Origin of the sequence: Arthrobacter sp. 'calajunan' (assembly GCF_046940185.1) — a bacterium.
GTDB lineage: Bacteria > Actinomycetota > Actinomycetes > Actinomycetales > Micrococcaceae > Glutamicibacter > Glutamicibacter soli.
The window spans coordinates 47197-60895 of record NZ_JBKZDY010000013.1; the positions used below are offsets into that span (position 1 = coordinate 47197).

10 protein-coding genes are annotated in these 13699 nt (G+C 68.5%); 5 read left to right on the forward strand and 5 right to left on the reverse strand.

The window, feature by feature from the left end; all coding sequences use genetic code 11:
* Positions 1-282 precede the first annotated feature (282 nt).
* The gene (locus tag RF641_RS16005; RefSeq protein WP_424573595.1) at positions 283-2196 is read right to left on the reverse strand and encodes an ExeM/NucH family extracellular endonuclease; all 1914 of its coding nucleotides are present in this window, start codon (positions 2194-2196) and stop codon (positions 283-285) included.
* A gap of 221 nt (positions 2197-2417) precedes the next feature.
* Here RF641_RS16005 and RF641_RS16010 point away from each other — a divergent pair, with 221 nt between their 5' ends.
* Genes RF641_RS16010 through RF641_RS16020 form a run of 3 tightly spaced genes read left to right on the forward strand, consistent with a single transcriptional unit; the run spans position 2418 to position 6328 of the window.
* Positions 2418-3389, forward strand: coding sequence for an ABC transporter ATP-binding protein (locus RF641_RS16010; RefSeq protein ID WP_424573596.1), 972 nt, complete (start codon positions 2418-2420; stop codon positions 3387-3389).
* Between the two features lie 3 nt (positions 3390-3392).
* Positions 3393-5723 carry a YhgE/Pip family protein gene (locus tag RF641_RS16015; protein ID WP_424573597.1) on the forward strand — a complete coding sequence of 777 codons (2331 nt, stop codon included), beginning with the start codon at positions 3393-3395 and terminating at the stop codon, positions 5721-5723.
* Positions 5720-6328, forward strand: coding sequence for a TetR/AcrR family transcriptional regulator (locus tag RF641_RS16020; protein WP_113607687.1), 609 nt, complete (start codon positions 5720-5722; stop codon positions 6326-6328). The genes RF641_RS16015 and RF641_RS16020 overlap by 4 nt, the downstream gene beginning before the upstream one ends.
* On the opposite strand, the gene RF641_RS16025 is transcribed toward RF641_RS16020, so the two are convergent.
* The 4 genes from RF641_RS16025 to RF641_RS16040 all read right to left on the reverse strand — a co-directional run bounded on the left by RF641_RS16025 (position 6325) and on the right by RF641_RS16040 (position 10681).
* Entirely contained in the window at positions 6325-7935 is a 1611-nt protein-coding gene (locus tag RF641_RS16025; RefSeq protein ID WP_424573598.1) for an ABC transporter ATP-binding protein, read from the reverse strand. The two genes, RF641_RS16020 and RF641_RS16025, sit on opposite strands and share 4 nt — an antisense overlap.
* A gap of 21 nt (positions 7936-7956) precedes the next feature.
* Positions 7957-9090, reverse strand: a complete 1134-nt coding sequence (locus RF641_RS16030; RefSeq protein ID WP_244910912.1) for a DUF1611 domain-containing protein — start codon at positions 9088-9090, stop codon at positions 7957-7959.
* A 187-nt stretch (positions 9091-9277) separates the two neighbouring features.
* On the reverse strand, positions 9278-9802 hold the full coding sequence (locus RF641_RS16035; protein WP_424573599.1) for a SixA phosphatase family protein: 525 nt from the start codon (positions 9800-9802) through the stop codon (positions 9278-9280).
* A gap of 93 nt (positions 9803-9895) precedes the next feature.
* On the reverse strand, positions 9896-10681 hold the full coding sequence (locus tag RF641_RS16040) for a winged helix-turn-helix domain-containing protein (protein WP_047117976.1): 786 nt from the start codon (positions 10679-10681) through the stop codon (positions 9896-9898).
* 617 nt (positions 10682-11298) lie between these two features.
* Between RF641_RS16040 and RF641_RS16045 the strand changes: the two genes are divergently transcribed.
* Both RF641_RS16045 and RF641_RS16050 read left to right on the forward strand, forming a co-directional pair.
* Positions 11299-12039: a response regulator transcription factor gene (locus RF641_RS16045; protein ID WP_424573600.1), complete on the forward strand. Its 741-nt coding sequence runs from the start codon at positions 11299-11301 to the stop codon at positions 12037-12039.
* Complete coding sequence (locus RF641_RS16050) at positions 12036-13553, forward strand: sensor histidine kinase (protein WP_113607685.1); 1518 nt, start codon at positions 12036-12038, stop codon at positions 13551-13553. The genes RF641_RS16045 and RF641_RS16050 overlap by 4 nt, the downstream gene beginning before the upstream one ends.
* Positions 13554-13699 lie beyond the last annotated feature (146 nt).

Consider the following 13699-nt stretch of genomic DNA (forward strand, 5'->3'; position numbering starts at 1 on the left):
GCGAGTGAAATTTCGAGCGTCCCGAGATGTCGTGAGAGCGCTCTCAAAATTGAGGAAAAAATAAAACTCCGCAGAGTTTCCGATGCAGCATGAGTCGCAACAGCACTCGCGCATCAACCGTGTGAGCGCTCTCACAAATCATCTCCACTAAGATTGCCCGGGGATCCACGAAGTGTCAACCCCCAATTTCCCTGCCGTCGGGGCGTCGACGCAAGCGGCCCGGTCGCGTGCACGCAATCTGCGCGCAGGCGACCGGGCCCGGCAGCTATTAGCCTGGCGCCGCTATTTCTTGTCCAGCTGCAGGCCCACCAGCACCGGATCGTGGTCAGAGGAGCGGTACTGGTCTCTGGTGACCAGCTGGGTCACGTTGTAGTTGTAGCGGCTGTACTCGTAGCCGATGGATTCGGTCGCGTTGATGTTCCAGATGTCCTGTCCTGCCACCTTCCGCGCCAACGGCTTCGAGGCGAAGACGTGGTCTAGCGAACCGGTCAGCCCGGCAAACAGGTAGCTGCGCGAATCGGCCTTGGCGCCCAGGTCGACGTACCCGGCATCGGCCAGCACCTTGATCGGATCCTCGGCCGAGTAGGAGTTGAAGTCACCGGCCAGCAGGATCTGGTCGGTGTTCGAGGTCTTCTTCAGCGAATCGGCGAACTCGACCAGCGCGGTGGCCTGCTCGACGCGCGCGGCGTTCCACGCGCCCTGGCCGTCGCCCTTGTCGGCGTTGGCCGACCCGTCCTTGGGATCGGATCCCTTGGACTTGAAGTGGTTGGCAACCACCAGGAAGCGGGTCTTCTGGTTGCCGCCCACACGCTGGAAGGCCTGGGCCATCGGGTCGCGGGCGTTGTCGAAGGCGGGGTCCTGGAGGATCGTGGACTTGCCGATCAGCTTCACCGCATCGCGCTGGTAGATCATCGCCGTGCGAATCACGTCCTCGTCGGCCCGAACCGCGCCGGGGCTCGGCACGTAGCTCCAGCGGTTCTCCCCGGCCGCGGCATTCAACTCGCCAACCAGGTGCGCCAGCGCGGCGTCGCGGTCCTGGCCGAAGCGCGCCGAGTTCTCGATCTCCTCAAGCACCACGACGTCGGCGTCGAACTTGTTCAGCGCCGCCACGATCTTGGACTGCTGCCGCTCCAGACTTGCCTCCGTGGCCGCGCCGCGGGCGTCGCAGCCCCCGCGCACCGTCACCGGAACACCCTGGCGGTCGTTGTAGTAGGTGCAGCCCTCGAGGCTGTCGCCGGTAGTCGTGAAGTAGTTGAGCACGTTGAAGCTGCCGACGCTCACATTGCCCCCGACGTCCTCCGGCTCGCCGCTGTCGATCTGCTCGAAGCTGACCGGGATGTCAGCATCCTGCGCACCGGTCACCTGTCCGGTCGGCTGCAGCCTCCACAGGTCGTAGCGGTAGTCCATGATCACCGGATCGGTGAAGGTCGCAGCCGCTCCCACGGTGACCCGGCGCTGCGCATCGAGGTACGGCAGCGGCACCGAGGTGTTGGAGGCGCTTGAGAAGTTCAGCGTCGCGCCGTCGTCCAGCACGATGGCCCGCTGCTCGTTCTCGGCGGCCAGCTGCAGGGCCTGGGCGCTGCCCGGGGCGAAGACGTCGGTGGGCTGGCGCAGCGTGCGCTCTCCGGGCACGATGCTGCTGGTTCCCTGCGCGAGGGTGACCTCGCCGAACTGGTTCAGCGAGTAGTTGTCCGAGACAGTGAACCGACCCTGCGGGTCGACCACCATGGATTCGAAGCGCTCGCGGGCGGCATCCGAGGCCGGCAGCGCGATCGCCAGCGGCTTGACCGCTTCGGCCGGTTCGTCCAGCTGCTGCACGCCGGAGGCGCTGATCTGGGTCAGACCGAAGTATTCGGACACGGTGCCCGCGACTTCCACGTGGTCGCCCACGGCGAGCGAGGAAACCTGCCGCGGCGCGTAGATGAAGATGCCGGAGCTGCCCAGCGGCGAGATCTCCGCGCCGCTGCCCGCGGTCTGCAGGTAGAAGCCGCGGATGCCGCCTTCGGCATAGGCCCCGGTGACTACACCCTGGACCGTCACCTTTTGCCCCGCGAAGGGAGAAGCGTCGGTGGTTCCCTGGATTTCCTCGATCGAGGTGATTCCGGAGTCGTCGGCCGTGGCCGGCACGATTCCGCCAGCCGCGAGGCTGGCGCCCAGAACAGCGGCCGCAAGAGCCATGCTGGTGCGTTTGCGCATGTGATTCCCAACGTCGGTGTCGTGAGCGCGGACAGGTGACCGCGCCGTAAGCTCAGCACCGAATAAACCAGACGAACTTGAATTCGCCGTGAATTCCCCCGGGCGCACTCGGTGACAGCTCATGAATCATCCAAATGCATTACGCGCTTTACGTCCAGAGGTGATGCAAAAGATATTCCCACTAATTGAACTGACCGGTCAGTTCAATTAGTCTCGTTAACGTGCTTGTTGCAGACTCGATTTCATTCCAGGGGCGCCATAGCGAACTGGTTCCGCCCACTTCCCTGAGCGTCGCGCCCGGGGAAATGCTGCTTGTCGCCGGGGAACCGCAGGGCGCGCGCACCGCGTTGGCCCTGCTGCTTTCAGGCCGGATGAAGCCCGGCGGCGGCACGGTGACCTGGGGCAGCAGCTCGCGCCTGGCCCACCTGCGCAAGCACAGCGCGGTGGTCGATTCCCCGAACATCAACGATCCCGAGGCGCACCTGAAGGTCCGGGACGTGGTCAGCGAGGACCTCTCGCTGATCCCCTCGCCGCCGTGGCGCAAGCCGAATCCCAAGAAGTGGATGGCGGAGCACGGCTACGGCGACATCGCCGGCGACTGGGTCGACGCGGTCGATCCAGTGCGCATGACCGAGATGCTCACGCAGCTGGCCGCCGAGAATCCGCAGACCAGGCTGCTGGTCGTGGATTCGCCCGACCGGCACCTGGGCGAGGACGAGGCATGGCTCGAAGCCCTGGAGCGCTTTGCCCTGTCGGACCGCCAGTTCGCCGTGGTCGCCACGGTGGCCCGGATCCCCGACAGCTGGACCGGTCCGGTGGCCTACCTCGGGGTGGCCGAATGGGCCGATGGCCTCGCATCGGATGAAGCACCTGCACCGCTCCCCGACGCCGCGCCGGAAGAAACCTCCGAGGACTCCGATGACCGGATCCGGACCGGGCTGGACGAGCACGTCGAACCGTGCGAACCAGGTGAGCCTGCCGAGCCGGTTATGCCGATCGAGCCGGCCACCGCCATGGTGCCGGCCGTCGCAGAACCGCCGCACGAGCCCGCCGAATCGGAGCCCGCCGAACCCGAGCCTTCCGAACCGGTTCAAGACCCATCGGCCAGCGCGGAACCCGGAACGCCGGAAGAACAGGACACCCCCACGCCGACCCCGCGGCCGGCCAGCGACCCCAGCCAAGCAAAGGACTAACCCATGACGACACTGCGTCTGGCGCTTTCCGAACTCAAGCGCATGACCCGCGGCACGCTGCCCAAGCTCGCGCTCATCGCCATCACCTGCGTGCCGCTGCTGTACGGCGCGCTCTACCTCTACGCCAACTGGGATCCGCAGTCCAACCTGGACAATGTCACCGCCGCGGTGGTCAACCTCGATGAGGGCGCCACCGTCGACGGCAAGGAGAAGCAGGTCGGCGACACCGTGGTCGAGTCGCTGGACGAGGACGGCACCTTCAGCTGGGCCCAGCTGGACACCCGCGAAGCGGCCGAGCAGGCGGTCTCCGACGGCACCTACGCCTTCGCGATGATCCTGCCCGAGGACTTCTCCGCGGCGCTGACCTCCCCGGGGGACTTCAAGGACGCCACCCAGGCGGACATCGAGCTGCTGACCAACGACGCGAACAACTTCATGGTCAGCAACTTCGCCAAGACCCTGGCCGGCGAGGTGCGCACCTCGGTGGCCAACGAGGTCGGCACCGAAACCGCCTCCGCCATGATCGCCGGCTTCGTGGACATCCACCAGTCGATGGGCGAGGCCGCCGACGGCGCCAAGCAGGTCTACGAGGGCACCCTGTCCCTGGGCGACGGCGTGCTCACCCTGGCCGACGGCACCACCAAGCTGGTGGACGGCAGCTCCCAGCTGGCCGACGGCACGCTCGCGCTCAAGGACGGCACCAGCTCGCTGAGCACCGGGCTGGATTCGCTGGTCGCCGGGCAGGGCAAGCTGGCCGACGGGGCCGACTCGCTCGCCTCCGGCGCCGCCGAACTCTCCGCCGGCGCAGGCAAGCTCTCCGCCGGGCTGGACACCTTGGAGTCCAAGACCGCAGCGCTGCCTGACTCGGTAAAGCGGCTGGATGACGGAGCGCACAGCGCCAAGAAGGCCGCCGACCAGCTGGCCGCCGGCTCCAAGCAGGTCGCCGACGGCAATGCCAAGCTCGCCGCCACCGCGGACGGGGCCATCGAGGTGATCGACCAGCTGCAGGTCGACGCGAAGGACCGGCTGGGCCAGGTGGAAGATGCGATGTCCCAGCGCCTGGATGCACTCGTGGCCTCCGGCGCGCTGAGCGAAGAACAGGCGGAGAAGATCGCCAAGGACCTCGCCGGCGCCGTGGACGACTCGACCGCGAGCCAGGCGGTGAAGGACGAGGCGGCGAAGGTCCGCGCCGAGCTGGGCGCCGTGCAATCAAGCCTTGACGCGCTGGCCGGCGGCTCCCAGCAGGTGGCCGACGGCAATGCCGAGCTCGCCAAGGGCCTGGGCACCCTGTCCGCGGGCACCGGCAAGCTCAACGCCGCGGTCCCCTCCCTGGTGGAGGGCATCTCCACGGCCGCCGACGGCGGCTCCGACCTGGCGTCCGGCGCCAAGACCCTGGCCTCCGGGGCCTCTACCCTGGCCGGCGGCCAGCACGACGCGCTGGACGGCGCCACCCAGGCGGCCTCGGGAGCCGGCGAGCTGGATTCCGGCGCCGGGGCGCTGGTGGACGGCTCCGGGGCGCTGCACTCCGGGCTGGTGCAGCTCTCCGACGGCGTCGGCGAACTCTCGGACGGCACCACCCAGCTGGAGGACGGCTCGGGCGAGCTGTCCAGCGGCCTGGCGGACGGCGTGGGACAGGTCCCCGACCCGGATGCGAAGACCAGCGACAAGCTGGCGAACGTGATCGGCGACCCGGTCTCGGTGACCCAGCAGAAGCAGGCCGAGGCGCACGCCTACGGCGAGGGGCTGGCCCCGTTCTTCATGACCCTGGCGACGTTCATCGGCGTGCTGATCCTGACCCAGGTGGTCCGCCCGATCACCACCCGGGCGCTGGCCTCCAACGGCGTGAACTGGAAGATCGCCATCGGCGGCTGGCTGCCCTTCGCCGGGCTGGCGCTGCTGCAGACCAGCCTGCTGTTCGCGGTGGTGCACTTCGGGCTCGGCCTGAACACCGCCCACCCGTGGCTGACCTGGGGCCTGTTCCTGCTCGCGGCGCTGTGCTTCAGCGCCCTGATCCAGGGCATCTACGCCCTGCTGGGCACCGCCGGCAAGTTCGTGGTGCTGGTGCTGATGGTGCTGCAGCTGGTCACCGCCGGCGGCACCTTCCCCTGGGAGACGCTGCCCGAGCCGCTGCACGTGCTGCACCAGATCCTGCCGATGAGCTCGGTGGTGCTGGGCATGCGCCACCTGATGTACGGGGCGGATCTGGGCATGCTGTCGGCCATCGGCGGCGTGCTGGTTGGCTACACGCTGCTGGGTCTGGGCTGCAGCCTGCTGGCGGTGCGCCTGCACAAGACCTGGACGCTGAAGACCCTGCAGCCGGAGCTGGGCGAATGACAGGGCAGTTCGGCGCCCGCCCGCGGGTGCGCGCCACCGATTCGAAGGAGCGGCTGTTCGCCGCGTCGATGGCGCTGCTGGGCCGGCGCGGGGTCAACGCGGTGTCGGTCGACGAGATCGCCCGCGCCGCAGGGGTCTCCAAGGGCACCGTCTACTACAACTTCGGCTCCAAGGAGAAGATGATCGGCGCGCTGTTGGAGTTCGGCGCGCGCAAGCTGCTGGACCAGCTGGGCCGGGACGCGGCGGTGGAGGATCCGATGGCGGCGCTGGAGGCGATGGTGCGCTCCGCGTTCGGCTTCGTGCAGGAGTACCCCTCCTACGCCCAGCTGTGGGTCAGCGAGCAGCAGCGCGGCGAAAGCCCGTGGGGCGAGCAGGTGCAGGAGTTCCGCCACCGGATCACCGACCAGATCACCGAGGCGCTGCGCCGCGCGGTGCAGGTGCCCGAGCCGCTGCTGGCCGCTTCCGCCCGCGCGATGTTCGGCGCCGCATTGCTCACCGCGCGCGAACGGTCCGACGGCGAGGCGCCGCCGGATCTGGACACCAATACACTGGCGGTGATGGCCACGGTGCACGGGCTGCGCGCGATGTCCCGGGACGCTCGCTAGGTGCGCGCCTGCGGTTCCCAGCCGCGGGTGGGCTGCAGTCCGGGCAGCGTCCCGCGGTAGAGCAGCACCCCCGGGTAGTCCTGCAGCAGCCTGCCCGCCTCGCGGGCCGCGCCCGGCAACAGCGCCCCCGGCAGCCCGTCGAGCACCAGCAGCGCCGGCTTCTCCAGCAGCGCCCGGGCCAGCAGCAGCCCGGCGCGCTGCGCGTCGTCCAGCGGTTCGCCGCCGCGGCGCAGCATGGTCGCCTCCGCGTCGGGCAGCTCGTCGACATCCAGCCCGAACAGCTGCGCCAGCCGCAGCGCCTCCTCCAGGCTTCCCTGCGGGCGCCGGTAGCGCAGCGCGCGGGCGATGGACCCGCGTTCGAGCACCATCCCTGACAGCGCGGCGCCCAGCAGCCGGCGCCGGCTGCGTTCGGGGACCAGCCCGAGGTTCCGTCCGCCCACCCAGGCCCCGTGGGGCTGGGGATCCGAGGCCAGCCCGGTGGTGGCCAGCCGGTGCAGCAGCTGCTGCGCGGCCCGGCCGCCGCCCACCTCGATGCGCTCGCCCGGACCTGCCAGCAGCGTGGGCCAGGCCCGCCCGTCCGGGCCGGCGGCCGGCTGCAGGCGCACCACGTCCGGGGTGTTGCCAGGCGCGCCCACCGGCAGCCGGGTCCCGGCGCCGGTGCCGCGCGCGGCCAACTGGGCCAGCAGCGGGGCCAGGATCCGCCGGGCGGCCTTGTAGTTCTGCCGGTATTCGACCATGCGCCCGAATTCCCCGAGCACCGCGCTGCTGATGCCCAGCAGCAGCAGTCCGCTGGTGATCGCGGAGGCCGGCAGCCCGGCGCTGGAGGCAAGGCCCACCAGCAGCACGCTGCCCATCAGCGGCACGGCCAGCGCGCTGGCGCGCAGCGCCCCGGCGAATCGCGCGCGGTGCACTGCGGCGGCTGCCATGCGACCGGCGGTGTCCTGCAGCCGGCCCACCTCGCGCCCCACGCCCCCGGCGGCCCGCACGGAGGTGGCGGCGCCCAGGGTTTCGGCGATCCGCGAGGCCAGCGCCCCGCGGCGCCGGCGCAGCACCCGGGCCGCGCCGTAGGCTCCCGGGGCCAGCACCCCGAGCAGCAGCAGTTCCAGTCCCAGCGGGATGAGCAGCGCCAGCGCCAGCGGCGGCGCGCTGAGGTACAGCCCGGCCAGCGCGAAGAGCAGCAGCGGGATGCCCGCCATGAGCGGCACGATGCCCTGGATCACCCAGTTGCGCACCGAGGAGAGGTCGTTGGTGGAGCGGGCGACGGTGACGCCCAGCCCCGGGGCCCGGTCGGCAGTCAGCGACTGCTTCAGCAGCCCGCCGCGCAGCTGCGCCACGTAGTGCTGCCCCAGCTTCTCGGCCAGTACCCGCTCGGCGAACTTGCCCAGCCCGAACGCGAGCGCCAGGCCCAGCACCAGCCAGAGCCCGGAAACGGTGAAGGCGCGGGTCAGCTGCCCGGTGAGCCAGGCCAGCAGCACCGTGAGCGCGCCCATGCCAAGCCCCAGGCCCAGCAGCCACGACAACGCCGCCCGGCGCCCGGGGGCCCACAGGGCCGGCAGCTTGCCGCGCCGTGCCCGCGCGCCCATCCCGGTGTCCGTCTTCTCCTGCATGGCTTGCCTTCGCCGCCGCGGCTAGGAGCGCGGCAGCAGCGCCGTGGCGACCTGCGGGTCGCACAGCTCGAAGGTGTCGATGACCTGGGTGCGCAGGTTGGCGCGGGCCTCGTCGGCGGCCAGCGGGGAGGCGGTCAGGCGCCCGGAGACCGCGGCCAGGTCCAGTCCGGCGGAGAGCAGGATCTGCTCGCCGGCCAGCGCGCCCAGCGCGTCCTGGGCGCTGAACAGCACCCGGTCCACGTGCCGGGAGAAGACCGGGTCGTTCAGCAGGCGGGAGGTCTCGCCCTGGAACAATCCGTCGGCGATCTCGATGACGACCACGTCGGCGCCGGTGGCGGCCTGCTCGCGGATCATCGCCACCAGCAGGTCGCGGACCTGCTCGTAGCGCACCATGTAGGTGGTCGGGTAGCCGAAGTCGGTGAAGTCGGCCACTGACACCGCGCCGGCGTCCTTGAAGAGGTTCGGGTCGTTGCCGGCCCCGGTGCCGGTGGCCTTGCCGGCTGCAACATCCAGCCCGGCATTGGTCAGCCCGTTGACCAGGCAGCCCAGGGTGGTGGACTTGCCCGAGTTCATCGAGGTGCCCAGCACCGCGATGACCGGCACGCCGGTCCGGGCCGGCTGCGCGCTCGCGCCGGCCGAGGGGGTGTGCACCTGCAGCGGGGCGAAGTCGGCCAGGTTCACGACCTGCCCGTCGCGGGCCAGCAGGCCCAGCGGCTCCAGCTCGGTAGCCGCCTCGATGGAAGCATGCATGGATTCCACGCGGCTTGCCACGCCGCCGCCGGCCACCAGCTGGCACGGGCCCAGGTCCAGCGGCACGTGGGCCAGGAACTGGTCCGGTGCGTAGCGGTCGCCGTAGGCCACCAGCACCAGCTGGCCGATGAACAGCTTCTGGCGGCGGCCCTCGGCCGACTGCAGCGCGGTGTGCTGGCCGATCTCGGTCACGCGGGCCACCACCACGTCTCCGGCGGCAGGGGCCAGCGCGGCGCCGCCCAGAAGATGGAAGTCGCCCGGGTTGCGCTGCAGCTGCGCGCCGACGAAGCGGGTGGTGTAGGCGGTGCGGATGGCGGCCACGGTGCGGGCGCCCAGCTCCTGGCGGTCGCTCGACGGCGCGGCCGACGGGGTTGGGTGCTCTTCGATGATTGGTGCAATACCCATGGCGGGTTCTCCTTGCTCGCTTTCCACGGGGATCCTGCGCCCCGCGGCCGGCCGTTCGGCTCGACTATTTACAGTGAAGTCGCACAGGGTTAACCGAACGTGGACATCCGATGAGATGGTCAGGAGAATCCCGTGAGGGTTTTCTCATCTTGGGCCGCAGGCGTCCGACCCGCGGATTGCGCGGGCTTCATGGGCGCGGAACGGCGAAGTGGGTGACCTTCGCGTCGCGCGCGTCCAAATGCGAATAGGGGTGGCCGGTCTCCAGCACCGTGGTGCCCAGGGTCGGGTAGTTCATCGCCAGCTCGTAGACCGCTTCCTCGTGGGAGTCGGCCGAGGCCAGGCGCAGCGCCAGCTCCTGCAGCACCGGCTGGTGCCCGATGACCAGCAGCGTGCCCACGGTGTCCGGCACCTCGTTGATGATCGAGCACAGCGCGGAGACCGAGGCGGTATATATGCGCGAGTCGATGTACGGGGTCGGGCCCTTCTCCCCCAGCTCGGAGAGCACCCAGGCGCAGGTCGACCGGGTGCGCAGCGCGTCGGAGCAGATGATGTAGTCCGGGATGAGGTCGTTCTCCACGAGCCAGGCCCCGGCGGCGGGGGCTTCGCGGTTCCCGCGCGAGGCCAGCGGGCGCTCGTGGTCGGGCACGCCCAGCGGGTAGTCCGCCTTGGCATGGCGCATCAGGATCAGGCGGCGGGTCTGGGCAGCATTCATAGTCCCCAGCTTAAGACAAGCGCGGCGGGCATACCCAATGGTTTGCCCGCCGCGCCGCCGGTTCGTCCCGCCCAGGGACGCCGACTCCGAAGACTAGATGGAGTATTCCGGCGCCGCCCAGACAACGACCTCCGGGTGCTCGTAGAAACGGTAGCCCTGGCCGCGCACGGTGCGCACAGTGTTCGCCAGACGGCCCAGCTTCGAGCGCAGGCGGCGGATGTGCACGTCGATGGTGCGCTCGTTGGGCACCTCGTCGGCATTGCGCCACAGGTTTTCCAGCAGCTCCTCGCGGCCCACGGTGCGGGTGCCGTTCTCCACCAGGAAGTTCAGCAGCTCGAATTCCTTGAAGGTCAGGTTCAGGGTCTCGCCGTCCAGGTAGACCTCGCGGCGCGACAGGTCGATCAGCACGCCCGACGGACGCGGGGTGCTCGGGCGCGCCTCGGCGCGCGGGCGGCGGGAGAGGGTCGGATCGCCCAGCGCCTGGCGCACGACGTCGATCGGCTCGCCCTGGGCGCTGGTCGGTGCCAGTGCCACGGCCGCGTGGGTCTGCGCCTGCGGCGACAGGGTTGCCAGGAAGGCGCGCACCTGGGTGGCCAGCTTGCCCAGCGAGGTACCCTGGGCCTGGGCTGCCGCTTCGTCCAGGCCTACATACAGAACGAAGCCGCGGGCCGAGGTGTCAGCGCTCTGGGCTCCTGCTGACTGGACAGGTGCGGCGGCAGGCTGATGCATTGGTTCGCGGGTCTCATGCACGTTGGAAACGGCGCGCAGCGGGCGATAGCCTGCCGGGGCATAGCTTCCTGCGGCCGCGCGCTGCGCCGCCGCTGCCCGGTTCTGGGCATTGCGAATTGAAACGTGAACGTATCCGGATCCTGCCGACATATTGCTTTTCCTCTATGTGTGCGAAGGCCAAGTGATTTGGCGCTGATGCTTCGGGTTTTGCTTGCGCTGCCAGCGGCCTTCGTCCACCAGCAGCAGTTGGGTTTCCCGTCAACGGCTGCCCGTGAACCGAATTCCAGTAACTCAGAAATTCGATGCGGTGCCGCTGACGCCGAGCATTCGACAACAGCAAAGGGAGGCCAGCGGCGATGTCCCGCCGGGGTTCCATTTACTGCTCTGCGCCTTACTCACACCTCTAGTTTCCTCGTAACATTGGGAACTTGCAAGTAACAATGAGCACCCATGTCCACGATGTGAGACGGATGTGTCCAAAAGTGACGTGCGCCACTTTAGGCAAAACATGGCAATCTAAGCGCTTAACTACTCAATATGTTCAGGATTTTTTGGATCAATGCGCAGTATGCCTACCCCATGCAGAGGTCTGAATATTCATTCATTGACATTCGATGTTCACACTTCAAACATTCGCCGTTCTGCACCCTTGACCAAATTAAGCACTATCTGATTGCAAATATCTCGCATAAAATCGTCATGTGGACATAGCTTCTGCACAGGTAAATCATAAAGTCAGCCCAAGGCAATAGGGGATGCTCTTAAATATGAACGAGTCCCGATTCTCTCCCGCCCAGCTTCCACGTCTCACCCATCCGGACGGCACGCCGATCAAGGTACTGGTGGTTGACGACGAGCCATCGCTCGCCGAACTGGTAGCCATGGGAACCCGCATGCTCGGGTGGGAAGCGACCATGGCCCATGACGGCCCCGAAGCCGTCGCCACCGCACGTTCCTTCTCCCCTGACGTCCTGGTTTTGGACTGGATGCTGCCGGGCTTCGACGGTCCCGAGGTGCTGCGCAAGGTCCGTACCCACCTGCCCGACGTCCCGGTGCTGTTCCTGACCGCCAAGGATGCAGTCGAGGACCGCATTGAAGGCCTGGGCGCCGGCGCCGACGACTACGTCGCCAAGCCCTTCAGCCTGGAGGAGGTGCTGATCCGCCTGCACCGCCTGGTCGAGCGCTCCGGAGCCACCACCGCAGATACCGCGGAGCTGGTGGTCGGCGACCTGGTGCTGAATCTCGACTCCCACGACGTCTCCCGCGCCGGACGCGAGATCCAGCTGACCGCCACCGAGTTCGACCTGCTTTCCTACCTGATGAACAACGCGCGCCGCGTGGTGTCCAAGTCGCAGATCCTTGACAATGTCTGGCACTACGACTTCGACGGCCAGGCGAACATCGTTGAACTGTACATTTCCTACCTGCGCAAGAAGATCGACGTCGACGCCGAACCGATGATTCACACCGTGCGCGGCGTGGGATACGTTTTGAAGCCCGCTGCATGAGCATGTTCACCACCACCCCGAAGGTGAGTTCTCCGCATGCGCTGCAGCGCAAGCTGATGATCATCCTTCTCACGTCGGTCACGGCAGTCTCCGCGCTGCTCGGGCTGCTCTACAACGCCGGCATGCGCCAGACGCTCATGGACCAGCTCGGCGACCAGCTCAAGCTGACCACCGAGCGCGCCCTGAACTACTCGCAGGAAGCCGGCAACGGCCGGATCGAGGCCCCCGGCCAGTCCGCCGGCACGCTCACCGCGCGCTTCGACCGGCTGGTCTTCGTTGGCGGCGTGCTGGACAAGAAGACCGGTGAATTCAAGCAGCTGGGCCAGCAGGACGCCATCCCGATGGTGCAGCTGCCGGTCAGCGACCTGCACACCCCCGGAGCATTCCACCCGCGCCGCGCAAACCTGACGGTTGGCGACTACTACCTGGTCGCGGTGCAGGACGCCGGCACCAACACCGTGCTGGTGGTCGGCCTGCCGCTGTCCGACACCGACGTGGCGTTGCGCGAAATGGCCTGGCTGACGCTGTTCATCGCGATGATCCTGATCGTCGGCGCGGGCCTGGCCGGTTCCTGGCTGATCAGCCGCTCGCTGGCTCCGCTCAAGCGCGTGGCGGGGGTGGCGGCCTCGGTGGCCGACACCGACCTGGATTCGGGCAAGGTCGAGCTGACCCAGCGCGTGGCCGAGGAGGACGCGACCCCGGGCACCGAGGTCGGCAACGTGGGCTACGCCCTGAACGCGATGATCGACAACGTCTCCACGGCGCTGACCGCCCGCGAGAAGTCGCAGGCGCAGATGCGCCAGTTCGTCGCCGACGCCTCGCACGAGCTGCGCACCCCGCTGTCCTCCATCCGCGGCTACACCGAGCTGCTCGCCGCGACCGAGCACTTCTCCCCCGACGGGCAGCGTTCGGTGGAGCGGGTGTTGCAGCAGAGCCACCGCATGGGCTCGCTGGTGGAGAACCTGCTGCTGCTGGCCCGGCTGGACGAGGCGAACGCCTTCCGCCGCACCAAGCTGGATCTGGGGCTGCTCACCGCCGACATCACCGAGGACTTCAAGGTCACCGCGGACGACCACATCTGGGAGTTCGACTGCCAGGACCCGCAGACCTTCGTCTACGCCGACTCCTCCTCGCTGCGCCGGGTGATCACGAACCTGCTGGCCAACGCCCGCAAGCACACCAGCCCGGGCAACACCGTGACCGCCACGGTCCGCCAGGACCCGGACAGCAACGAGGCGGTGCTGCTGGTGCACGACACCGGCGAAGGCATCGACGCGGATTTCCTGCCCACGGTCTTCGAGCGCTTCACCCGCGCGGACAAGGCCCGCTCCGGCTCGGACGGCACCACCGGCCTGGGCCTGCCGATCGCCAAGAGCATCGTGGAAGCCCATGGCGGCAGCATCTCGGTGCGCTCGGTCCCCGGGGACACCGTCTTCGAGGTCAGGCTCCCGCTCATCGACCAGGACGCCGAACCCGCCGGCTCAGCCGGACGTTCCCCCAAGGCCTCGGTCTAGCCCAGGGGCAGGAGCGAATCGGGGATTGAGAAAGGGGCTGCCCGCACCAGTGGTGCGGGCAGCCACAATACCGCTGTACCCCCCAGAAACCCCGGGGGCCGACAAAATATTCGACCGCGGGGCATTATGTTATAAAAATAATAAGG

Coding starts and splice junctions, on each gene's coding strand:
- RF641_RS16005 (WP_424573595.1), bottom strand. CDS start 2,196: ATGCGCAAACGCACCAGCATGGCTCTTGCGGCCGCTGTTCTGGGCGCC.
- RF641_RS16015 (WP_424573597.1), top strand. CDS start 3,393: ATGACGACACTGCGTCTGGCGCTTTCCGAACTCAAGCGCATGACCCGC.
- RF641_RS16020 (WP_113607687.1), top strand. CDS start 5,720: ATGACAGGGCAGTTCGGCGCCCGCCCGCGGGTGCGCGCCACCGATTCG.
- RF641_RS16025 (WP_424573598.1), bottom strand. CDS start 7,935: ATGCAGGAGAAGACGGACACCGGGATGGGCGCGCGGGCACGGCGCGGC.
- RF641_RS16030 (WP_244910912.1), bottom strand. CDS start 9,090: ATGGGTATTGCACCAATCATCGAAGAGCACCCAACCCCGTCGGCCGCG.
- RF641_RS16035 (WP_424573599.1), bottom strand. CDS start 9,802: ATGAATGCTGCCCAGACCCGCCGCCTGATCCTGATGCGCCATGCCAAG.
- RF641_RS16040 (WP_047117976.1), bottom strand. CDS start 10,681: ATGTCGGCAGGATCCGGATACGTTCACGTTTCAATTCGCAATGCCCAG.
- RF641_RS16045 (WP_424573600.1), top strand. CDS start 11,299: ATGAACGAGTCCCGATTCTCTCCCGCCCAGCTTCCACGTCTCACCCAT.
- RF641_RS16050 (WP_113607685.1), top strand. CDS start 12,036: ATGAGCATGTTCACCACCACCCCGAAGGTGAGTTCTCCGCATGCGCTG.